The organism is Plectonema cf. radiosum LEGE 06105 (assembly GCF_015207665.1).
Lineage (GTDB): Bacteria > Cyanobacteriota > Cyanobacteriia > Cyanobacteriales > Nostocaceae > Rivularia > Rivularia radiosa_A.
On record NZ_JADEWL010000007.1, the window covers coordinates 80,467 to 103,175 of the forward strand.

Consider the following 22,709-nt stretch of genomic DNA (forward strand, 5'->3'; position numbering starts at 1 on the left):
GACGGCTCATCAAGTAAACAGGCATACAAATACAAACGGATATTATATTAGGTTCAAAAAACAAAGGAAATTTAACCCTTAACCTCTAACCTTTAACCTTTGACATTTGACCTTTGACCTTTAACCTCTAACCTTTAACCTTTAACCTTTAACCGTTGACCTTTGACCTTTATTTAACTCTTAACAGGATTATAAAACGTGAAATATTTTTTCTTGTCCGAAGGCTGGAAAGTAGGCAGAGTATGGGCATTCGACGGACTATGGCAAGTAACCGCATGGCGGCGACAACCAGATATTCAACGCTTAAATATTTGTTTGGTAGAAGACAGCGAGGTGATGTGGCTTTATCAGGTTGAAGATGCGATCGTCACCGTGGAAGTTCAGCCAGCATTATCCGTACCGCGAAACGTACCACCTCAAAATATCGGTCAAGTAGTTCTAAAACGTCTAATTAGTGCCGAACAAGTCATCGAACGTCTAGGGAATGGTTCTGCTAAATGTCAACTGCAAAATATTCACTCGGTTGTAAAATGACATCATTTGCTTGAGTAAAATCATCTGCTTTATTTTGCTTAACCCAATCCCGATGTTCTTCTGAACATTAGTCCCTTATAGCACTAAGTTCGCTCTCTCACACATTGAGATTAAAGATTCCGCCTTGGCAACTTTTTTGAGCTATTTTATACTTTTTAATCAGTAAAAATACTTATGAGTAAAAACTGATAAAGAGTTACTTTTGGATCGACATAGGTTTTGTAAACTAGAACCGATTTGAAAAAAGATTGCGGCAAAGCAAAGAACGAAACCCTCGTATAATCAGGTTTTGCAATCCAAAATCTCAAACCTAAAATCCAAAATGGTATAAGCCTTATAGGGGCTGCATCCACCGAAATAAAAAAACAAATATAAGTATTCCCATCTACATTGCTGTTACCACATATCAGTGTCAAGCCTGCTGTTAACACTCTTGCAAACAGTTCCACGAATAGTTACACTTTTTAAAACATTCTCATTTTTACATGAATAATTCTGCCTCGGAAGAAGTAGTTTCTGAGGAGGGAGAGTGTCATGGTGACTAATGCGTTTCTTACTTAACTATTTAAGACGCGCTTAGCCAAAAAACAAAGTCTGCTAATAACAAAAACTCAAAAATTTGTTTGTAAACATAATTATCGAGGAGGAGCGTAGTTAATGGGACTACCTTGGTACCGAGTACATACAGTAGTTCTGAACGATCCAGGACGGCTTATTTCTGTACATTTAATGCATACAGCCTTGGTGGCGGGCTGGGCTGGTTCGATGGCTTTGTACGAATTAGCTACTTTCGATCCCTCAGACTCCGTATTAAATCCCATGTGGCGGCAAGGGATGTTCGTACTACCGTTCATGGCACGCTTAGGAGTTACCGAATCTTGGGGTGGTTGGAGCGTTACTGGAGGTACTGCTGTTGACCCCGGTTTCTGGTCATTTGAAGGTGTAGCCGCAGCTCACATCGTTCTTTCTGGTTTATTGTTTTTAGCTGCCGTTTGGCACTGGGTTTATTGGGATTTGGAATTGTTCCAAGACCCCCGTACCGGCGAGCCAGCTTTGGATTTACCAAAAATGTTTGGTATTCACCTTTTCTTATCCGGTCTTCTTTGCTTCGGTTTTGGTGCTTTCCACCTCACCGGATTATTTGGCCCGGGTATGTGGATTTCTGACCCTTACGGATTAACGGGTCACATTGAAGCAGTAGCACCGGAATGGGGTCCAGCGGGTTTTAACCCGTTCAACCCTGGTGGAGTTGTAGCTCACCACATTGCTGCTGGTATTGTCGGAATTATTGCTGGTTTGTTCCATTTAACTGTACGACCACCTGAAAGACTTTATAAAGCCTTACGGATGGGTAACATCGAAACCGTACTTTCTAGCTCAATTGCAGCAGTATTTTTTGCAGCATTCGTAGTTGCCGGTACTATGTGGTACGGTAGCGCTACGACTCCAGTAGAATTATTCGGTCCAACTCGCTATCAATGGGATCAAAATTACTACCATCAGGAAATTGACCGTCGCGTCCAAGCTAGTCTTGCTAACGGCGCAAGTCTAGAAGCAGCTTGGTCGAGAATTCCTGAAAAACTAGCTTTTTACGACTACGTTGGTAATAGCCCCGCCAAAGGAGGTTTATTCCGTACTGGTCCCATGGATAAAGGCGACGGTATCGCCCAATCTTGGTCGGGACATCCGGTATTCAAAGATGGTGAAGGACGTGTACTAGATGTGCGTCGTCTTCCCAACTTCTTTGAAACATTCCCCGTAATTTTAACCGATGCTGATGGTGTTGTCCGCGCTGACATTCCCTTCCGTCGTGCAGAATCCAAGTACAGCTTCGAGCAAACTGGTGTAACCGTAAGTTTTTACGGTGGTGACCTTAACGGTCAAACCTTTACAGACCCGGTAGATGTGAAGAAGTATGCCCGCAAAGCTCAATTGGGCGAACCTTTTGAGTTTGATACCGAAACCTTGAACTCTGACGGTGTATTCCGTACTAGCCCTAGAGGTTGGTTTACCTACGGACACGCCGTATTCGCACTCTTGTTCTTCTTTGGTCATATTTGGCATGGTTCTCGGACAATTTACCGAGACGTATTTGCTGGTGTTGATGCTGACTTGGAAGAACAAGTGGAATGGGGTAGATTCGCCAAAGTGGGTGACAAAACTACTCGTACAAACAGAGAAGCCGCTTAATATCAAAGGCTCTCAACTGGGTTCAAACTACTTCTAAGTAAAGAAGTGTAAAGAATGGTCGCAAAATCAAACTAAAATTCATAATTTAGTCAAATTACGCGACCATTACCTACTTGTCCTTGGTACACTAGGATTACAGCCTGATAGTCAGTAGGAATTAATTATATGGAAAGCGTTGCATACATTTTGATTTTGGCACTGGCGATTGGCACCCTATTTTTCGCGATCGCCTTCCGTGAACCTCCTCGCATTGAAAATAAAGAGGAGAAATAATCTAACGCCGAAATGACGGCGAATTCAGTAGATAATCATAACCGCTGCGACCGATATTTAAGGAGCCGTAGCGGTTGTTTTTTTTGTTTATCGAGAAATCGGGTTGAGAGAAACCCAACTTCTATAGAAAAGCCACTAGTACCGCTGCGCGTTCGTCAAAAGTCAAAAGTCAAAACAGACCGCGCCTACGGCGAGCAAAAATATTATAGGATAAGGGTTTCAAGCATTTTAAATGGTTGCTTTATTTACGCCGTGCTGTACTAGTACTCCACCACATGAATTATGAATGGTTAGTTTTTCCCAAAATTGTCTAGAGACGTTATGTATAACGTCTCTACAGCAGGTCGTTAGACGAACCTCATAACTTATGTGGTGGACTATTAGGCTACAGAGGAACTTGAGAATATAAATCCATAATCGAAACAATCAGACGACAAAGAATACCGCGATCGTAAGAATCTAAAATCTAAAATTTTATTGACTATTGGCACTCATTTTATTAGTATTTGATATAATTTAAAATCTGGAAGTTAATGTGTGTTTTAATTGGCTTTTCTGCGCTAGGATAATATTGAATGTAGGTATGAACTCCCAAAACAAGGCGATTGCATATACATCGCTAGGAGGCAAAAATTTTACGGAGAATAAAACCAGGAAACATAAAGCATGGTAAATGTCAATCAGAAACCAACCAATGATATAGGGTTTACTCACGACGATTTCGCGGCTTTACTTGATAAATACGATTATCACTTCAGCCCAGGGGATATAGTCCCAGGTACAGTTTTTAGTTTAGAACCACGCGGCGCTCTGATTGACATAGGTTCTAAGACTGCGGCATATATACCTATACAAGAAATGTCAATTAACCGGGTGGACAACCCGGAAGAAGTATTACAATCCAACGAAACGCGGGAATTTTACATTCTCAGTGATGAGAATGAAGAAGGTCAGTTAACGCTTTCCATTCGCCGCATTGAGTATATGCGGGCTTGGGAGCGAGTGCGTCAGTTACAAACAGAGGATGCTACTGTACGTTCTGGGGTGTTCGCGACTAACCGTGGTGGAGCATTGGTGCGGATTGAGGGATTGCGCGGTTTTATTCCCGGTTCTCATATAAGTACTCGTAAGCCAAAAGAAGACTTGGTGGGGGAAGACCTACCATTAAAATTCTTAGAAGTAGATGAAGAGCGTAACCGACTTGTATTGTCTCACCGTCGAGCATTGGTTGAGCGTAAGATGAACCGCTTAGAAGTAGGCGAAGTTGTAATCGGTACAGTTCGCGGTATTAAACCTTATGGTGCCTTTATCGATATTGGCGGTGTAAGCGGTCTACTACACATTTCCGAGATTTCTCACGAACATATTGATACACCTAATAGCGTGTTCAATGTCAATGATGAATTGAAGGTAATGATTATTGACTTGGATGCAGAAAGAGGAAGAATTTCTCTATCTACCAAGCAACTTGAACCCGAACCTGGTGACATGATTAAAAACCGGGATGCGGTATTTGATAAAGCAGAAGAAATGGCTGCTAAGTTCCGCGAACAATTGTTGGCTAAAGAGCAGGGTATAACTCTCGAACCAGCGGCTGGAGCATTACCAGTAGAGGATGTTCCACCAGCTGTTGAAGAAGCTCAAGCGGAATCAGCACCAGCAGAAACTGAAGCTCAAGCGGAAGCAGCACCAGTAGAATCAGCACCAGTAGAAACTGAAGCTCAAGCGGAAGCAGCACCAGTAGAATCAGCACCAGTAGAAACTGAAGCTCAAGCGGAAGCAGCACCAGTAGAATCAGCACCAGTAGAAACTGAAGCTCAAGCGGAAGCAGCACCAGTAGAATCAGCACCAGTAGAAACTGAAGCTCAAGCGGAAGCAGCACCAGTAGAATCAGCACCAGTAGAAACTGAAGCTCAAGCGGAAGCAGCACCAGTAGAATCAGCACCAGTAGAAACTGAAGCTCAAGCGGAAGCAGCACCAGTAGAATCAGCACCAGTAGAAACTGAAGTTGAACAAAATGAAGTTCAAGAGGAAGTCGCAGCGACTATCGAGGAATAATAGATTTATCGTTATAGAGGTTTATAACGGTTTAGACTTAAATAAATTTTGAGAGAGGGGGAACCCTCTTTTTTTATGCCTTTAGGTGAGTACTCCTTCGGGGAATTTTTTGGTTCTGCGAGAAGTCGGGTTTTTATCGAGTTTGTCTGAGATTACAGAAATTTATCTTAAAAACCCGACTTCTTTAAATATAAATAAATCGTGTAGAGACGTTGTACTGCAACGTCTTTCTAAAAGTGGCAGGATTCCGATAATTGACAACTGATAACTGATTAATTCAAAGCTACCAATTGCGATTCAATATCAGAAGACTTCAAATCTCGACCGATAAAAACCAAACGAGTTTGTCTTACTTCTTGGGCTTTCCAAGCTCTATCGTAAAATTGCTCGAATCGATTTCCAACACCTTGCATTACCAAACGCATCGATTTATCTGGTACTGCAACAAAACCTTTGATGCGAAAAATTTCTTGCTGTTGTACCAAAGTTTGTAATTGCTGCTTCAACTTTTGCGGGTCAAAACTACGGTTTAAAACTACATGATGAGAAGTAATTTCATCATCGTGTTTGTGTTCTTCCTCGCTGTCGTGATGGGAAGGACGTTGATCTAAGTTATCTTCAACTGCGGCTTGCAAACCGAGTAATATAGAGGGGTCGATTTCACCGCGATCGCTTTCAATCATCTTCACAATCCGAGGTAATTCCTGTTTCACTAAATTTTTGACCTTAGTTAAGGTTAAATCATCCACCAAATCAGTTTTATTTAATACCACTAAATCTGCACAAGCAAGCTGGTCTTCAAACAGTTCTTGCAAAGGAGTCTCATGTTCTAAACTATCATCTGCTTGGCGTTGCGCCTCTACCGCTGCCAAATTGCTCGCAAAAGTTCCCGCACCAACCGCCTCGCAATCCACTACGGTAATTACTGAATCAACTGTAGCAGCATTCCGAATTTCCTGCCAACGAAAAGCTTTGACTAACGGTTTTGGTAAAGCTAAACCAGAAGTTTCGATCAAAATACAGTCGATGGTGTCTCGTCGTTTAATTAACTGCTGCATAGTCGGTAAAAATTCTTCTTGAACCGTGCAGCAAAGACAACCATTGGTTAACTCATAAATATGATTATTATGATTATTATTATTGCCAATATGATCGCTGCTTTCTTCTGCCGGGCAAACTTGACAAGATTGTAATAATTCTCCGTCAATACCAAGTTCACCAAATTCATTGACTATAACAGCAATGCGCCTTCCTTGATTATTTTGCAGTAGATGACGGATTAAAGTAGTCTTACCACTTCCTAAAAAGCCTGTAATAACGGTAACGGGAATTTTTGTAGCCATGCGTGTAAAAAGCTTTCTGTGTCCCTGTTTTTAACGTTTTGATTGAAAATCTACTTTATTATTTTACGATAAAAGGGTCATAAAAATGAGTGTATTGTATGGTAAACATTCTTAGTCGGAATATTGATTGGATTGATTGGGATTTCGCTTGTTTTTTGGTAAGTTGTTGAGTATTGTTTTAATTCTTCTCCCAACCCTATTCCCCATTCTTTACTAACATGATTGAAGCAGTAATTTTCGATATGGATGGTTTGTTGATTGATTCGGAACCATTATGGCAACAAGCAGAAATAGCTATATTTAAACAGGTAGAGATAATTCTCATTCCTTCTATGTGTCTACAAACCAAAGGATTAAGAATCGATGAAGTTGTGGAATATTGGTACAAAAAATATCCTTGGGATAATTTATCTAAGTTACAAGTTGAAGAAGCAATAGTTAATAAATTAATTGAGTTAATTCATCTTCAAGGTAAGGCTTTAGCTGGTGTTAAAGAGGCAATTAACTATGTCAAAACAAAAGATGTCAAAATAGCCTTAGCTTCTTCTTCTTCATCTAAAATTATCAATGCCGCCTTAGAAAAACTAAATATCGCTGATAATTTTGAAATAATTTATTCGGCTGAATCCGAATTTTTGGGAAAACCTCATCCCGGTGTTTATCTTACCACTGCTGATAAACTGGGAGTATCTCCGCAAAATTGTTTAGCTTTAGAAGATTCTCTCAATGGAGTTTTAGCCGCCAAAGCTGCCCAAATGAAATGTATTGCTATCCCCGAAATGTCAGAATTTCATAACCCAAAATTTGCGATCGCCGATATAGTCTTAGAATCTCTAGAACAGTTAAATGACAACATTTGGGATTTAGTTAATTTATAAATTACTGATTTAACTTTGCGCTCCTCTGCGTTTACCTTAGCGCTCCTCTGCGTTTAAATATTCCAATCCCAACCGATCAAAAACCTGCATTAGGGGCAATATCCTTATAATTATTAATGCCTAACACAAATAATCATAAAAACATCGCCCCTATAAGTCAATTATTTTAAGTTAATAAATCTTAATCAGCAGTCGCCAATCCGGTTTCAGTATTACCGCGATTACGACGACGAGTAAGACTATTAAACAACATTTGTCCAATGGCTTTGATTAAATTACCTTCCAACTCTTGGAACATTTTCATATTCATCCCAAAAGCCGCATTGGCTTCATCAACGATTCTATCTGCTGTCGCTTCATCGATGGGCATTTCGTCTAAAGCTTGACGATATTTTGCTTTAAATGCTTTTTCGTCGTCAATTTGATCAAACTCGTAGAAAGCAGTACCCTCTCCCTCAGTGAGATTCATTGCTGTTTGAGCAATGTTTTTCAGGATTTGTCCACCGGATAAATCACCTAAATAACGAGTGTAGGAATGGGCTACTAATAATTCCGGTTGATTCTCCCCTACTTCGCGGATACGCTGTACGTATGCTTCACCGGCTGGTGATAACTTGATTTGTTCGCGCCAATTCGCACCGTAATAATAACTTAGGTCTTGTTCTAAGCTATGCTTTCTGTAAAGTTCCTTAAAATCTATTTTGGAAACAACTGGATGGTTGGCGTGCTTTTCTAATTCTTCTTCCATTGCGGTGTAAGCAAAGTAGAAGTTGCTAACTAACTTACGATAAGAATTTTTTTCAACGACTCCTTTTAAAAAGCACTTAACAAAACCAACGTTTTCTGCCATTGTGTGAGCTTTTTTGGTGCCTACACGTAATTTGGTTGCTAAATTGCTGCTCATGCTAAATTTCTCAACAATAAAAGGTTAACTAAAGGTAAGGTTCAAACTATGAAGTTTCAAGTGGGTGAAAGCCCTTAGAAGCTAGTTTTCAAGCTCGAATCGATGTTATGTATCAGATAATCTCCGCTATCCTAACTTACTTACAAGAATTCGAGGAAAGCCCATTTATAATTTCTTTCATCCATACCGCTTCATAAATACAAACAACTACTAAAAAGTAACATTAAAGCTAATTGATGATAATTTCTATTAAAATTTCTTAAGCAGTTTCTACAAGTCTGTTCTGACATTGCGATCATCATCTTAACTTGGGAATATACATATAAGTTTTATGAAGATTAATTACAAAAAAGCTAGTTTGATGATTTTTTTGTATTTTTGAGCAAATTTATCTATCAGAGACTTTATGTTTTGCTTTATACATATAAATCAGTATTAGCTCTACTATAAAATAACTTAGTAAATTTAGATATTGCCTTTAGGATTAATTAGCTTTTAAGCATATTAAGAAGGTGATTCCAACGGAATAGATTAATAACGTCAAACGGGTGTGAAATTAGCTTTAAAGGATATTAAAATAAGTTCTGAATGGCATCAGGGATAATACTGACTTGATAAAATCTTTATATTTGCTTGATGAAATTCATAAGTATGCTTGCTTAAAAGTACCCAAATTAGAATAAATTTAGAAAGAGAAAAATAAAAGAATATATGCAAAAGTCCTGATGCAAAGGTATTCAATAAGAATTGTTCAATCAAGTATAAAGTGTTATTCTCCTGTGTGAGTGTGTGGAGCGTTCTAAATTTATGGTATCATTTATAACTCGAAATCCTGGTGACGTTCGTGGAGATTCTGCTTTTGGTGCTAATGGATGGCAAAGAGCTTCTGCTAGTGGTTTTGGACACAACTCCTTAGTACTGCCGCAATCTCCTTTATTCGGTACAGATGGTATTCGCGGACGAGTAGGGGAATTACTGAGTGCGCCTTTAGCATTGCAAGTAGGTTTTTGGACGGGTATTATATTGCGTACTCGTGCCGAAAAATCCGGTCCGGTAATTCTTGGGCAGGATTCGCGAAATTCGAGTGATATGCTGGCAATGGCTTTGAGTGCAGGCTTAACGGCAGCAGGTTTAGAGGTGTGGTATTTGGGCTTGTGTCCTACTCCTTGTGTTGCTTATCTTACCAGCATTACAGATGCCGTGGGTGGAGTAATGATTTCAGCTAGTCATAATCCACCAGAAGACAATGGCATTAAAATGTTTGGTAGCGATGGCATAAAATTATGCAAGACTTTACAGCAAGAAATTGAAGCAGGATTGCGCGGTCAAGCATCACCTGCGGTGAGCATCAGCAATTGCGGGCGACATTACTCCCGTCCCGAATTAATATCGGAATATGCTCAGATATTAAAGGGACCCTTGCATGGTCATGTAAATCTTCAAGGAATGAAGGTTGTTTTAGATTTAGCATGGGGAGCAGCGGTTGGTTTAGCACCATCTGTATTCCAGGAATTGGGGGCAGAAGTGATTTCGTTGCATAATCAAGCCGATGGCGATCGCATTAATGTTGATTGCGGTTCGACTCATTTGGACATTTTGCAAACGGTTGTCAAGGAAAATAATGCTGATTTGGGCTTTGCGTTTGATGGTGACGCAGATAGAGTATTAGCAGTAGACAACGCCGGAAGACCAATTAACGGGGATTACATTCTTTATCTGTGGGGAAATTCCTTGCAACAAAAGCAAGAATTACCAGATAATTTGATTGTTTCCACAGTCATGGCCAATTTAGGCTTTGAAAGAGCGTGGAAAGAAATCGGCGGTAAATTTACCCGTACTCCAGTTGGAGATCAACACGTACAAGCTGAGATGCTCAGGGCTGGTGGAATGTTAGGAGGAGAACAATCTGGTCATATCCTCTGCCGTCACTATGGTATAACTGGAGATGGTTTGTTGACAGCTTTGCACATAGCAGCTTTAGTAAATCAGGCTGGTATGCCTTTATCTGAAATGGTAGATCGAAGCTTTTCCACATATCCGCAGCTATTACATAATGTGCGGGTGGAAGATAGAGAGAAGCGCGTAGCTTGGAAAGATTGTGAACCTTTGCAACAAGCTATTTCTCGTGCTGAAGTAGCAATGGGTAGTGCTGGGAGAGTATTAGTTCGTGCTTCTGGTACGGAACCTTTAATCCGAGTCATGGTAGAGGCTCAAGCAGCCGACGTTGTGACCTACTGGACAAAAGAATTAGTTGATGTAGTAGAGCAACATTTGGCAGCATAAAAGATTTTTGAGATTTGGATTGGTAGGTATTAGTTGTGGCTAGTTAGTGGTTGGTTGATAGTTGGACGGTTGTTTTTTAAATTTCACCTAAATACTGTCCACTAAGAATGTATAAAATATTATTTGTTAGTTATCATCAATTAACCACTATCTATTATCAACTAACTATTTTTGATTTACTAATCTAAAATCTCAAATTTAACATGGTCAAATTAAAGGATAGAAAAAAGAAGAAGAATAGTAATAATAAAAAGCAGTCGCAAAACCAACAGCCTGCACTTACTCTTAAAGAAAGACTAGCGCAGAAACGTAAAGCAACAAGAGCGCGTCAAGAACTAACTAGCCTACTCTCCAAAGCCGGAGGAGTAGGTATTGTTTTAGGAATCGTGGCATTTTTTGCTGGGGGAATTAAATTAGCAATTCCGGCTGCGATGGGAGTAATAGTACTGGCACTTGCTTATAAATATCCTCGTCAATCATTATTGTGGTTTATTTTCTATATCCCATTTTCAGGTACTGTTACTTATCTACTTGGTGGAAATGCCATACTTCAATTAGCTAAAGATGGGTTTTATATTCCTGCTGCTGTAGCTCTGTGGCAAAAGTGCCGTCAACAAAATTTACCTTTTATTATTCCTAAAGGGATTAAAACACCATTACTGATTTTATTATTTTTATGTATTTGTACGTTTTTATTTGTAAATACAGTACAGCAATTTAACCCACCTCCTCCACCGCTATTTAAAACATTAGAACCGGAAATACCTTTGGGTATGGGGCTTCTGGGACTCAAAGTATTCATGGGTTACATACCGTTAATTACCTGTGCTTATTATTTAATTCGTAATAAAAAAGATTTTTTATTTGTATCCAGACTTCAAGTCACCTTGATACTCGTCTGCTGTATTTTAGGAGTCGTTCAATATGCGTTACTACTTACAGGTATTTGTGAAGGAACTCGTAACGCTACAGGAGTTGATTTATTTAAAGCCACATTAGAAGCCCGATGTTTTATTGGTGGTGCGTTAGTTTACAGCCCCAGTCAAGGAATGATTAGGCTACCAGGTACTTTCGTTGCACCTTGGCAATGGGCTTGGTTTTTAATTTCCAGCACCTTTTTTACTTTCGGTACTGGCTTTAGTGATCCTTCCTTCAAATGGCGCATGGTTGGTTTGCTTTCTTTGGCAATGGTGTTTGTCAATGCTGTGATTTCTGGACAAAGAATTGCTTTAGCCTTAGTACCTGCTTGCCTAGTATTATTACTCATACTTACAGGTCAACTTGCTAACCTCAAGCGGTTCGTTCCCATTTTCGGCGGATTAATTTTGATTTTGACAATTGCGATCGCAAGTAATCCCGCAGTTGTCCAAGAAAGACTTGATAGCTTTATTGATCGTTGGAATGCTTCACCACCTTATGAATTTATTACCCAGCAATTTGAAGAAGTTGCCCATAATACCAAAAATCCCTTTGGTAACGGATTAGGAAAGGCGACGAATTCCGCGAGGATAATGGGACCGACTAAACTAGTGGAAACATACTATCCCAAAGTTATGTTTGAAGTGGGAATTTTGGGAGTATTAGGGTTTTTAGGTTTAGTCACCAGCTTAACAGTTTGTGCCTTCCAAACTTACCGCAAAGTAAAAAACCGTAATTTCCGTGGTTACGGAGCAGCTTTATGGGTGTTTATATTGTTTATAAGTTACAACACTTATTACTATCCTTTAGATGTTGACCCAGTTGCTGTTTACTACTGGTTTTTCGCAGGGGTGCTTTTCAAATTGCCAGAAATAGACAAGTTAGAAAGACTCAAAGAGGAACAAAATCAAGAAGTGCAGGAAGCAGAAGTATCTACTAAAAATAAACGCAAGCAGAAAGTATTAGAAAATCCCCTTTGAGGATGGGGCAGTCAAGTTAAAGGTTAAAGGTGTAACAAATTTTAACTGCTAACTCTTAACTCCTAACTCCTAACTCTTCTAATCTAAAATCCAAAATCTAAAATTATCATATGTCTGACCCTTTAATTTCAGTAATTATACCGACCTACGGGCGCGAGGAAGCTTTGCGCGATAGTATTGCGGATGTACTTAAACAAGATTATTCTAATTATGAAGTTTTGGTAGTAGACCAAACCCCAAAACATAAACCGGAAATTGAAGCTTATTTAAAAGAACAAGCAACCGCAGGAAAAATTCAATGGTACCGCTTGGATTGGGCTAGTTTACCGGGTGCGCGAAATTATGCGGTGCGGCGGTGTGCAGGTGAGATAATTCTATTTATTGACGACGATGTGGTGATGGAACAAGGCTTTTTAGCAGCCCATGGGAAAAACTACGAAAACCCGGAAATAGGTGCTGTTGCGGGAAGGGTATTTGACCGGATGAAAATGGAAGATTCTGCAAAAGGTTATACTCAGGGCGACGGTAATTATACAGAGATTGAATATCTACCTTCCCAAGCGATGGACCCCGGAGTTGCGTGGTACTACATCGATCTAGTACATACGACAAAACCCCAGGAAGTTTTAACCGCTAGGGGTTGTAATATGTCTTTCCGTCGTGAATTATTTACTAAATACGGACTGCATTTTGATGAAAGATTTCGCGGTAGTGCGGTACGAGAAGAATCGGATTTTTGCCTGCACATCCGCAAGACGGGGTATAAAATTTGGTACGATCCGGAAGCGCATTTAGTGCATTTAGGAGAAGAGACTGGTGGCTGTCATGATATCAGTACTCGTTCTACTAAATATCAGTTTACCTTTTACCATAACCACTTTTTATTAGGGTTAAATAATTTGACTGCTGCTCAAGCTTTGCGTTTTTACGCTCGTTTGTTTGACTGTCATGTTCTTGGAAGACCTCCTTGTCACAAAAGCGGTTCACCGATCAAAATTTTAACTCGCGGTGTTTTTTATATTTTGGGCTTTTTCAATGCTTTAGGGACTGTGATTCAGTCGTTGTGGAATGATGGTCAAATTTATACTCGACAAGATAAGCAAATTGAGGTGATGGAAACAAGTTCTAAAAGTCCTGTGGGGAGTTTTTGATCATAATTATTTAACCACAGAGACGCAGAGAACGCTGAGGAAAGAGGCTGTTGAGAGAGTTAGAAACTCGTTGACAGTTACCCATTACCAATTTACTAACTAATCATGAAAATATTAGTAGCTAGTCATACATATATAGTCGATTTAAATTGTGAAAAATTACGGGCTTTATCTCGATTAGAATCGGATATTGAAGTAACTGTAGTTGTACCAAAAAGATGGCGACCTGGGGGAGTGCAAAACAAAATTATCGAAACCAAATATCGGGATGAAGGTAATTTTCGGATAGTTCCCGTTTCTAATTTTAGTCAAAATCATCAAGGATTACTAACTTTTGGTGCCGATTTAGTTCCTTTACTACAAAAATTTCGTCCCAATATTATTCATGTAGAACAAGGTTCGAGAGGTTTGGCTTATGCGGAAATGATTACTTTAAATGGATTGTTGGGGTTGAAAGCAAAAAATGTTTTCTTTACATGGTGGAATTTACCATATGATTTAAAATTTCCTGTTTCTGTATTAGAAAATTATAACTTAGATAATAGTCACGGGATAATTTCTGGTAATCAAGATGGAGCGAAAATATTGCGCGATCGCGGTTATCGAGGACCGATTAAAGTAATGCCGCAATTGGGTGTAGATGAAAGTTTATTTACGCCCAAACCACAACCAGAACTAGCAAATAAAGTCGGAATTGAACCAAATGAATTTGTCATCGGGTTCGTGGGACGTTTTGTACCTGAAAAAGGTATTATGACGCTTTTAGATGCATTAGTTAATATTAAAGATAAACCTTGGAAATTATTACTTTTAGGAAGAGGGGAATTAAAAGACGAAATCAGTAAAAAGGCAGCAGAAAATGGCATTCAAGATAGGATTAAATTAGTTGAAAGCGTCCCTCATGATCAAGTTGCAGATTATATTAATTTAATGAGTACCTTGGTATTACCATCAGAAACAACTTATAAATTTAAAACCTTAACTTCTGTGGGTTGGAAAGAACAATTCGGTCACGTAATTATTGAAGCGATGGCTTGTAAAGTACCTGTAATTGGTTCCGATTCTGGCGAAATTCCCCACGTCATCGGTGATGCTGGATTGATATTTACTGAAGGTAATGTTAAAGAATTAGCTAATTGCTTGCAACAGTTGATAGATAACCCAGATTTAACTGAAAATATCGGTCAAATGGGTTATGCAAAAGCAATTACACAATATACAAATACTGCTTTAGCAAAACAACAATTGGAATTTTATCAAGAATTGCTGAATACATAGAAGTTAGGAGTTAGAAGTTAGGAGTTAGGAATTATAAGTTAAGAGTTAGAAGTTAGAAGTTAAGAGTTAGAAATTAGGAGTTAATTCAACAATAAATTATTAATCAGTAATTTCGTGACGGGATAAGAGTAATTTAAAATTTAAAATCTAAAATCTAAAATCTAAAATTGATAATGCGAATATTACAAATAGTTCCTTCAATTTCTGTGATTTATGGTGGTCCTAGTCAAATGGTATTGGGACTGGCACCGGCTTTAGCAAAACAGGGTGTAAAAGTTACAGTTCTCACAACTGATAGTAACGGTGATACAGGACAAAAAGCTTTGGATGTTCTGTTGAATTCTGCGATTCAACAAGATGGTTATGAAATTATTTATTTTAAATGTTCACCCTTTCGGCGCTATAAATTTTCTGTTGATTTATTAAAGTGGTTAAATAATCATGCTCACGAATATGATTTGGCTCATATTCATGCTTTATTTTCTCCATTAAGTAGTACCGCTGCTGCTGTTTGTCGCGCTAAAAAATTACCTTATATTTTACGTCCTTTGGGGACTCTTGACCCCGCAGATTTACGTAAGAAAAAGCAATTAAAACAACTTTATGCAGCTATTTTAGAACGTCCTAATATAGCAAAAGCTGCTGCAATTCACTTTACTAGCCAACAAGAAGCAAAAGTTTCTCATAGATTTGGTGCGATTACCAAAGATTTAGTAATTCCTTTGGGTGTAAAGGAAATGCAAAGTAAATCTAGAGACCTTAAATTTAACGTCTTTAATAAATATAATATTCCTGAAGATAAACCTTTAATATTATTTATGTCGCGAATTGACCCTAAAAAAGGGTTAGATTTATTAATTCCGGCTTTAGAAAAATTATTAAATGAACAGTTAAACTTCCATTTTATTTTAGCTGGAACTAATCCTCAAGACCCTAGTTATGAAAAAAAAATCAACTTACAAATTCAAGCTTCACCATTAAATAAACATACTACCGTTACTGGTTTCGTCACCGGCGAGTTAAAATATGGTTTACTCGAAGCTGCCGATTTATTCGTTTTACCTTCCTATTACGAAAACTTTGGTATTGCTGTAGCTGAAGCGATGGTAACAGGAATTCCCGTGGTAATTTCCGACCAAGTGCATATTTGTCAAGAAGTTAGTAGTAGTCAATCAGGATGGGTAGGTACAACCAATGTGGAATCAATTGCAGATTTATTACGAGAAGCTTTAAAATACCCAGAAGAAAGACAGCGTAGGGGATTGCAAGCAAGGAAATATGCTTTATTGAACTATAGTTGGGATGCGATCGCCCAAAGAATAATTGGAGCATATCAAGATATTCTTCGATTAAAGGACAATTGAAAGCACTCCAATAGTCCACCACAACGGTGGACTTTGCTTGTGTAGCTGCGGTTTTAACCGCCAGTGATATTTAATGTATACCAAATTATTTCTATGGCGATAGTTATATGTTTAAATAAATTATCAGGAAGTGTCAGAAAATACTTGTATATTCAAAAGTAAGTTAAATATAAAAACGCGGTTTTAACAAAAGGAAAACTGTTATGAGGAATGAATATAAAAAGCAGCAAGTAAAGTCGAATTGGCGACGCTGGCTTTTAGAGATTTTATTCCCAGATAAAAAGTTTGACGGACAGTTTCAGAATCCCGGTACAGAAGAAATTTTTGATTTTGATGACGTGATGGCAAGGGAAAATCCCATTGCTTTTATTGCTCAAGATATAACATATTATCCAGTAGGGGACGATAGGGAACTTTTTGCAGTATTTATTTCTGGACTTGGACAACCCGAAGAAATATCTTCTAAAAGGAGTCTCAGATACGCACAGACTTTAAATACTGGTGTTGCTAATATGAATAACTCTTCTTTTATCAAAGAAAATCCTATTTTTAGTTTTCTCAATAAATATTTAGATTGGATAGATGCTGCTATACACCGCATCGGTTTAGCTGGAAGTCCTGCGATTAGAAATACAGCAAGTTTAATTATTTATGCGATAGAAAATGATAAACGTCTCAATTTTTCAGGTGATAGTCATGGTACGATTTTGTTAGCTCGTGCTATTAATAGTGCTAAGAGAAAATTTATTAGAAGACATACAAAATTCTGGAATTTTAAAGCAAGAAAAATTCAAGAAATCAAATGGGAAAATCGTACAGACCAACTTATTAATGTATTTGCTTTTGGTAACAGTTATAAAAAATGGGTGAAAGGTCCGAAATACATCATGGTTTCAATTAAAGGTGATGTAGTACCAGAAAAATTTGGAATTACTCGTGAGAGAGCTAATAAACTAGGACGAGATGACATAAAATTCATCATATTTGAGCGGATATTTTCTCAAGGTAGTTTTGAAGCTCATAATATGATGTTTACAACCGAACTTTTGCGGCAAACTTTTATAAAAAATCATCTGAAAATTGGTGATTTTGCTAGTTTATATGCTCAGTTAAAAGCTAGTACTTTAAAGCTCGCTACAGCAAATGAAGTATCTTGGCCTAATGATATCGATGAATATGTGTGGAATCAAGAAAGTCTGGAAGCGATTAGGAGTTAGGAATGAGGAGTTAGGAGTTAGGAGTTGGGAGTTGGGAGTAATTAAAGCTTAGTATACAATGCCCAATACCCAATTACCTATTACCCATTACCAATTTAATTAACCCTTTCCCATAATCTTTGAATTTCGCCAAAAATATCTGTATTTGGTGGTGGTAATTTATCTCCTGTTGGTATAATTTCCGCACCGGGAATATTTTGATTCCAAGGACTATTGGGAACTGTTTTTAAGTCTACAGAATTATTTGCGGGACGAAATCCATACTGGACAAATATCGCTTGCTGTTGGGGTTGAGTCAGAAAATTAAGGAATTTTTGACCAGCATTTGCGGTACCTTGATCGACATTTCTTTTTACTATTGCGGCGGTAGAAATTGTTTCAATTGTTGGATTGAGATAATAAATTTGATAGGGTTTCCCCTGAGTTTTAGTTGCTTGTTCCCAGCGGTGTAGTGCGATGCTTTCATAAACTGTTGCTACATCGGCATCGTTAGCACCTTTAGCAATGAATTCTTCTAATAAGATATCGGTAGAGCGTGGAGGTTGATAAACGGAGCGTTTCACTAAACCAAATAATGATTCTACAGCGGAATTATTAAAGCTTGAACTATTAAGATTACCGCCAACTTTTGATTGCGTCCATAAGCTCATGGTTAACTGTCCGCTGTTGGAACGAGTCGGATTAGTAGTCACAAAATCAAAACTTCCCCAATCGCTTGCACCACCAATTCCGCTCCATTTAACGGATTGCATGGCTTTTTCGACTCTATCCCAGCGAAAACGTCCGTCGGGAAAAAGTACTTTACCTCTTTCTTGCCAAGCAATTCCTACTAACATTGTTTTAGCAATTGGTAGGGGTTTTTCATAAAAAGGTTCGTCGGAATTACTTGCTTGATATCGAGTACTTAATTCTGTTAGTTTTTCTCCATTTGCAGGAATTAAGATAGTTGGTGTAAAGTCATTTTCATTGTCAATAAATTTATTAACTATTTCTTGAGAACCTTGGAATTTTAACTCTAATTTGATATTAGGATTTTCTCGCTCAAATTGAACTTCCAACTGTTTTAGAGGTTCTTGTAATTCCGAACCGCTAACTATGACTACAGTTTGCTGTAAACCGGGAACAGGAGCATAAGCTAAACCTAGTGAGGCTAAAATTATGCCTAGAGAAACGATAGTGCGGTTTTTTTGTTGGGATTGACGTTTATTGTTCATAATTAGATTCTAAACAAGAATAATTGCAACGATTAAATTATTCAAATTTTCGCCTTTTAAATGCAGAACTAATTTTAGAAAAGATGGTAATGACAATCAAAAACATGATTAATATTATTTTTTCATCAATCAATGCTTTCGCTATTTTTACATAAGATCGAGAGTAGATGTTTAACATTACGTTTTCATTTTCTATTCTTAGAAATGTATTTATTTTCTCATTATCTGATTGTGCATCATTGCCCAAAAAAATAAATTCCCCATGTTGATAAAATTGAATAGGTACATCTTTTTCGTACAACACTAACTTGTATATAGTAGAATCCCCATCGCTATGTTCATCTATATGGGTTTCGGCTTTAGCTTTTGTTAATCTAAAACTTTCTACAGATGTTGATATAAGCCCAAACATTCGGAAACGTTGTAGCTGACATTTGGTATAGTTTATTTCCAGTTTCTTACAACTTAATTTTGCTGAACTACCGACAAAAAATGCTAACGCAAGAACTATAATGACAGGTGGAAAAAGACAGCCTAATAATTTCTTCATAGATTTTTGTTCCTTGATGAATTTAAAATTCCAACTGCAAATCTGACATTAATTTTGAAATAGTTTCCGGGTTTCCTTTAGAATAATAACCGCCGTTTAATTCCGCAATTATCTTCAGTGCTTCGGGGTTAAATTCTCGTTCGTTACCGTAACCAATTGTAAAAAATGCAATCCTTTGGTCGCTATTAAAACCGCTTTTTTGTAATTCCGGCTTTAACTGTTCTAAAGATATTTGAGAAGTTGTATCATCTCCATCAGTTAATATCAAAACCGCGTTAATCGCATCTTGACGAAGATTATTTGTTAACCAGTCACGAGCAGAAATTGCCGCATCATAAAGACGAGTTCCACCACCCGCTTCTAAACTATTGACAAACTGGATTCCCTTATCCTTTCCTTCAGGTGTTCCATCTACTAATACTGGGGGACGAATATCTTTGTCAAAATCAATCAAGGCAATTTGCTCTTTAGGTCCCAAACTATTAATATATGTCTGCAAAGTTGTTTGGACTGCGGGTAATTTTTCTCCCTCCATCGAACCCGAAGAATCCACAACAACAACAACCAAAGATGGTTTTTTGACTACTTCTTGCCAAGATTTGAGCATCGCTTCCACAACTTCCGGTTGAGGAGGTCGTAGCGAATCATACTTTGCTTGAGGATTTACCCCGAATTGCGACGAAAACTTTTCCCCTAACGGAATTCCCGGTACTCCAGGACGCAAACCCAATTCAGTAGCGATTTTCTGCACTTGAGCAGAACGCAAATAATCAATAAATTTCTCTGCTGCGGCTTTTTCATCAGCACTTACCCAAGGAGCTTTAGGTAAAATTGCCCGCATATTAGAAGTAAATGTTGCTTGCGGATACACGGCTTGATAGCTTTGTTGCCCTGGCTGCAAGTGAGAATTTGCATCAATGACGCTGGATTCGTATACAGAGCCAACCGAAGCCCAGAATTGACCATTTTTAACCATCGACTTAGCCAAAGAGCCTGTAGAAGTCCCGTAGCGGGTAATCTTGGCTTGAATTTGCTGAACCTGGGACTCAAATTTTTGCACATCAGCCACCGTAATGGTTTCCGGACGTTTACCCGATACGCTAGCGAACTGCGTCACTAAAGTTTGCAATCCCGAATTGGAGCGAGTTGGTGCAGTGTGGACGAAATTTATGGGTAATAAAGGTGCTGACGAGTCAATATCGCGGTGATTTTTGGCAGTAGCTAAAGCTTGATAAAAATTATCGACTTTTTCTAGTCCCGGAGCAATATCCGCTTGTGCCATCAAAACCATTGGTGAATTCGCGAGTAGCGGTGATTCGGTGATTTGCGGGATGTAATTTTGTCCGGGAAATAATTGATTTACTTGATAAATTAACTGATTTTGATAAATTTCACCGTCTACAGAAACAATTGTGGGAAAATCTGGTGAGGATTCTGGCAAAGTCCCATTTTTTAACTGAGTTGCCAAAGTTACCATTTTACTAACTACATCACCGCTTCCTAATGCTTCACATTCCACCCGAAAAGCCGTACCATCTTCTAATTGCGGTTGTGTAGCGTTAAAATCTTGCACTGCTTGAGCGCAAAACTTGTCTAAAGCGCTACCGACTAACAACTTGATTTTTAAACCATTAAAATTATCTAAATTATTTGTAGAATTATTTTCAGCACCGTCGCAAGCAGTCAGTAACAAAATGCTGAAGGTTGTCATCACAGATACAGCGAAGCGACGATTTTTAGAAATCATGTATTTCTCCCAGTAAAAATTTAGTATATTTGGGACTTCGGATTACAAACTATCAACAAGCTTCTATATAGATATCGGAAGAATGCAACTAATTTACGAAAACCATCAAAATTTTTCTCCGCACTTTCGTTTCAATTTCAGTTTGATCTGTCAACCCGAAGAGTTCAAGTCCAGATGATTATAAGTAGATAGTGCTTAGTGGTTTAGAAATTTAACAACCAGAAACCAACTCCTAAGCAATTACGTTTTGCTAAGACCTAATTAAGCAAACAGGTAATATGCGATTATTGCAAGGTAGAATACATAAAATCTGACTATCAGGAAATCGTTTATGGCTCTCCGTTTAGGTGATACAGTACCAAACTTTACCCAAGCTTCGAGTGAAGGGGAAATTGATTTTTACAAATGGGCTGGTGATAGCTGGGTAGTACTGTTTTCCCACCCGGCTGACTATACACCTGTTTGTACGACTGAATTGGGTACGGTTGCAAAGTTAAAGCCGGAATTTGACAAGCGCAATGTTAAAGCGATCGCACTTAGCGTTGATGATGTTGAGTCTCACAAAGGTTGGATCGGAGATATTGAGGAAACCCAAAGCACTAAACTCAATTATCCGATTTTGGCGGATGACGATAAAAAGGTTTCTGACCTTTATGATATGATTCACCCCAACGCTAACGCTAAAGTAACTGTACGGACAGTATTTATCATTGACCCAGAGCATAAATTACGTTTGTCTTTAACTTATCCTCCTAGCACCGGACGTAATTTTGATGAAATTCTCCGGGTAATTGATTCCTTGCAGTTGACTGATAATTACAGCGTTGCAACTCCTGCTGACTGGAAAGATGGTGATGATTGCGTTATTGTCCCCACTCTTAAAGATCCAGAAGTTCTTAAGCAAAAGTTTCCTAAAGGATACGAAGAAATTAAGTCTTATTTGCGGATGACTCCCCAACCTAATAAATAGTTGTGTTGTTGAATTATAGTTTCAACATCAACTGTAATCTATTGAATGTAGAGACGTAGCATTGCTACGTCTTTGCTATTTAGGATAGGTTAAATGAATTAATTAATTTGATATAGCAGCCATCATCGGTTGCGATAAATAAATTCTAACTTTGCCGAAATTCTCATTCACAATAGGAAATGTAAGTCTAATTTAGCAAACATCATGCTTTCATCTCCTTTACTTTTACAATTTCCTTCATCAATGACAGATGAGCAATTCTTTGAATTCTGTCAGATAAACCGCGATTTACGCATCGAACGAAATCAACACGGGGAAATATCAATCATGTCACCTACTGGCTCGGAAACTGGAAATCGTAATGTTAATATAGCTGGACAGTTATGGGTATGGTCGGAAGAAGATGGTACGGGTATTTGCTTTGATTCAAGTACGGGATTTAAACTATCTACTGGTGCGGAACGCTCTCCCGATGTTTGTTGGATCAAATTAGAACGTTGGAATAGTTTATCGCCAGAGCAACAACAAAAATTTGCTCCTATCTGTCCTGATTTTATCATTGAGTTAAGGTCTGCTAGCGACAATCTCAAACCGTTGCAGGAAAAGATGACAGAATATATCCAGGAACCGGGAATTCGGTTAGGTTGGTTAATTGACCGCAAAAACCACAAAGTTTACGTTTATCGTCCGCAAATGCCAGTAGAATGCTTGGAAAATCCCGATACCATTAACGGTGAAGATATATTACCAGGTTTTGTGTTGAATATGAATAAAGTTTGGTAACATTTCCAAGTCTTTATATTTAATTCAGTTATCAAATAAAAAAACCTTAAAACGAGAAAATTTTGCAGACAGTC

General features: G+C 38.3%; 17 protein-coding genes and 1 pseudogene. 13 read left to right on the plus strand and 5 right to left on the minus strand.

The annotated features are described in order from the left end of the window. The first annotated feature begins 198 nt into the window (after positions 1-198). The 4 genes and pseudogenes from IQ247_RS03635 to IQ247_RS03655 form a co-directional block, all read left to right on the plus strand. Positions 199-534: a hypothetical protein gene (locus tag IQ247_RS03635; RefSeq protein ID WP_193917139.1), complete on the plus strand. Its 336-nt coding sequence runs from the start codon at positions 199-201 to the stop codon at positions 532-534. Positions 535-1,191: 657 nt separating this feature from the next. Next, positions 1,192-2,724 carry a photosystem II chlorophyll-binding protein CP47 gene (gene psbB / locus IQ247_RS03645; protein ID WP_193917143.1) on the plus strand — a complete coding sequence of 511 codons (1,533 nt, stop codon included), beginning with the start codon at positions 1,192-1,194 and terminating at the stop codon, positions 2,722-2,724. A gap of 165 nt (positions 2,725-2,889) precedes the next feature. Continuing rightward, complete coding sequence (locus tag IQ247_RS03650) at positions 2,890-2,997, plus strand: photosystem II reaction center protein T (RefSeq protein ID WP_017744537.1); 108 nt, start codon at positions 2,890-2,892, stop codon at positions 2,995-2,997. A gap of 666 nt (positions 2,998-3,663) precedes the next feature. After that, positions 3,664-4,569, plus strand: a pseudogene (locus IQ247_RS03655) (30S ribosomal protein S1); the annotation flags it as partial. A 758-nt stretch (positions 4,570-5,327) separates the two neighbouring features. On the opposite strand, the gene cobW reads toward IQ247_RS03655, so the two are convergent. Then, positions 5,328-6,398, minus strand: coding sequence for a cobalamin biosynthesis protein CobW (gene cobW / locus IQ247_RS03660; RefSeq protein ID WP_193917147.1), 1,071 nt, complete (start codon positions 6,396-6,398; stop codon positions 5,328-5,330). Positions 6,399-6,616: 218 nt separating this feature from the next. Here cobW and hxpB point away from each other — a divergent pair, with 218 nt between their 5' ends. After that, positions 6,617-7,276, plus strand: coding sequence for a hexitol phosphatase HxpB (hxpB, locus tag IQ247_RS03665; RefSeq protein WP_193917149.1), 660 nt, complete (start codon positions 6,617-6,619; stop codon positions 7,274-7,276). 181 nt (positions 7,277-7,457) lie between these two features. Here the strand turns inward: hxpB and IQ247_RS03670 are convergent, their stop codons facing one another. Continuing rightward, positions 7,458-8,180, minus strand: a complete 723-nt coding sequence (locus IQ247_RS03670; protein ID WP_193917151.1) for a biliverdin-producing heme oxygenase — start codon at positions 8,178-8,180, stop codon at positions 7,458-7,460. 807 nt (positions 8,181-8,987) lie between these two features. Between IQ247_RS03670 and glmM the strand changes: the two genes are divergently transcribed. The 6 genes from glmM (at position 8,988) to IQ247_RS03700 (ending at position 17,371) form a co-directional block, all read left to right on the plus strand. Continuing rightward, positions 8,988-10,463: a phosphoglucosamine mutase gene (glmM, locus tag IQ247_RS03675; protein ID WP_193917153.1), complete on the plus strand. Its 1,476-nt coding sequence runs from the start codon at positions 8,988-8,990 to the stop codon at positions 10,461-10,463. Positions 10,464-10,666: 203 nt separating this feature from the next. Continuing rightward, a complete protein-coding gene (gene hpsL, locus IQ247_RS03680; protein ID WP_193917155.1) occupies positions 10,667-12,361 on the plus strand; it encodes a hormogonium polysaccharide biosynthesis protein HpsL in 1,695 nt (564 codons plus the stop codon). 110 nt (positions 12,362-12,471) lie between these two features. Further along, positions 12,472-13,512, plus strand: a complete 1,041-nt coding sequence (hpsN, locus tag IQ247_RS03685) for a hormogonium polysaccharide biosynthesis glycosyltransferase HpsN (RefSeq protein ID WP_193917157.1) — start codon at positions 12,472-12,474, stop codon at positions 13,510-13,512. A 105-nt stretch (positions 13,513-13,617) separates the two neighbouring features. Continuing rightward, positions 13,618-14,790: a hormogonium polysaccharide biosynthesis glycosyltransferase HpsO gene (gene hpsO, locus IQ247_RS03690; RefSeq protein ID WP_193917159.1), complete on the plus strand. Its 1,173-nt coding sequence runs from the start codon at positions 13,618-13,620 to the stop codon at positions 14,788-14,790. A 173-nt stretch (positions 14,791-14,963) separates the two neighbouring features. After that, complete coding sequence (gene hpsP, locus IQ247_RS03695; protein WP_193917161.1) at positions 14,964-16,154, plus strand: hormogonium polysaccharide biosynthesis glycosyltransferase HpsP; 1,191 nt, start codon at positions 14,964-14,966, stop codon at positions 16,152-16,154. Between the two features lie 203 nt (positions 16,155-16,357). Next, entirely contained in the window at positions 16,358-17,371 is a 1,014-nt protein-coding gene (locus IQ247_RS03700; RefSeq protein ID WP_193917163.1) for a hypothetical protein, read from the plus strand. Positions 17,372-17,466: 95 nt separating this feature from the next. Here IQ247_RS03700 and IQ247_RS03705 read toward each other — a convergent pair whose 3' ends face one another. The 3 genes from IQ247_RS03705 to IQ247_RS03715 are packed head-to-tail and all read right to left on the minus strand — an operon-like array spanning position 17,467 to position 20,882. Then, positions 17,467-18,585 carry a substrate-binding domain-containing protein gene (locus IQ247_RS03705; RefSeq protein ID WP_193917165.1) on the minus strand — a complete coding sequence of 373 codons (1,119 nt, stop codon included), beginning with the start codon at positions 18,583-18,585 and terminating at the stop codon, positions 17,467-17,469. A gap of 37 nt (positions 18,586-18,622) precedes the next feature. Beyond that, positions 18,623-19,135: a hypothetical protein gene (locus IQ247_RS03710; RefSeq protein ID WP_193917167.1), complete on the minus strand. Its 513-nt coding sequence runs from the start codon at positions 19,133-19,135 to the stop codon at positions 18,623-18,625. A gap of 22 nt (positions 19,136-19,157) precedes the next feature. Next, a complete protein-coding gene (locus tag IQ247_RS03715) occupies positions 19,158-20,882 on the minus strand; it encodes a VWA domain-containing protein (protein WP_193917169.1) in 1,725 nt (574 codons plus the stop codon). A 331-nt stretch (positions 20,883-21,213) separates the two neighbouring features. Between IQ247_RS03715 and IQ247_RS03720 the strand changes: the two genes are divergently transcribed. Continuing rightward, positions 21,214-21,852 (plus strand): peroxiredoxin, encoded by a 639-nt coding sequence (locus tag IQ247_RS03720; RefSeq protein ID WP_193917171.1) that lies wholly within the window; start codon positions 21,214-21,216, stop codon positions 21,850-21,852. Positions 21,853-22,056: 204 nt separating this feature from the next. After that, on the plus strand, positions 22,057-22,635 hold the full coding sequence (locus IQ247_RS03725) for a Uma2 family endonuclease (protein ID WP_193917173.1): 579 nt from the start codon (positions 22,057-22,059) through the stop codon (positions 22,633-22,635). The last annotated feature ends 74 nt before the right edge of the window (positions 22,636-22,709 follow it).

What these genes read in the sequence shown, in the direction of transcription:
- IQ247_RS03710 (WP_193917167.1), bottom strand. Translation starts at nt 19,135, where the DNA reads ATGAAGAAATTATTAGGCTGTCTTTTTCCACCTGTCATTATAGTTCTT.
- IQ247_RS03700 (WP_193917163.1), top strand. Translation starts at nt 16,358, where the DNA reads ATGAGGAATGAATATAAAAAGCAGCAAGTAAAGTCGAATTGGCGACGC.
- hpsP (WP_193917161.1), top strand. Translation starts at nt 14,964, where the DNA reads ATGCGAATATTACAAATAGTTCCTTCAATTTCTGTGATTTATGGTGGT.
- psbB (WP_193917143.1), top strand. Translation starts at nt 1,192, where the DNA reads ATGGGACTACCTTGGTACCGAGTACATACAGTAGTTCTGAACGATCCA.
- IQ247_RS03725 (WP_193917173.1), top strand. Translation starts at nt 22,057, where the DNA reads ATGCTTTCATCTCCTTTACTTTTACAATTTCCTTCATCAATGACAGAT.
- glmM (WP_193917153.1), top strand. Translation starts at nt 8,988, where the DNA reads ATGGTATCATTTATAACTCGAAATCCTGGTGACGTTCGTGGAGATTCT.
- hpsN (WP_193917157.1), top strand. Translation starts at nt 12,472, where the DNA reads ATGTCTGACCCTTTAATTTCAGTAATTATACCGACCTACGGGCGCGAG.
- IQ247_RS03650 (WP_017744537.1), top strand. Translation starts at nt 2,890, where the DNA reads ATGGAAAGCGTTGCATACATTTTGATTTTGGCACTGGCGATTGGCACC.
- IQ247_RS03715 (WP_193917169.1), bottom strand. Translation starts at nt 20,882, where the DNA reads ATGATTTCTAAAAATCGTCGCTTCGCTGTATCTGTGATGACAACCTTC.
- hxpB (WP_193917149.1), top strand. Translation starts at nt 6,617, where the DNA reads ATGATTGAAGCAGTAATTTTCGATATGGATGGTTTGTTGATTGATTCG.
- IQ247_RS03670 (WP_193917151.1), bottom strand. Translation starts at nt 8,180, where the DNA reads ATGAGCAGCAATTTAGCAACCAAATTACGTGTAGGCACCAAAAAAGCT.
- hpsL (WP_193917155.1), top strand. Translation starts at nt 10,667, where the DNA reads ATGGTCAAATTAAAGGATAGAAAAAAGAAGAAGAATAGTAATAATAAA.
- IQ247_RS03720 (WP_193917171.1), top strand. Translation starts at nt 21,214, where the DNA reads ATGGCTCTCCGTTTAGGTGATACAGTACCAAACTTTACCCAAGCTTCG.
- IQ247_RS03705 (WP_193917165.1), bottom strand. Translation starts at nt 18,585, where the DNA reads ATGAACAATAAACGTCAATCCCAACAAAAAAACCGCACTATCGTTTCT.
- hpsO (WP_193917159.1), top strand. Translation starts at nt 13,618, where the DNA reads ATGAAAATATTAGTAGCTAGTCATACATATATAGTCGATTTAAATTGT.
- cobW (WP_193917147.1), bottom strand. Translation starts at nt 6,398, where the DNA reads ATGGCTACAAAAATTCCCGTTACCGTTATTACAGGCTTTTTAGGAAGT.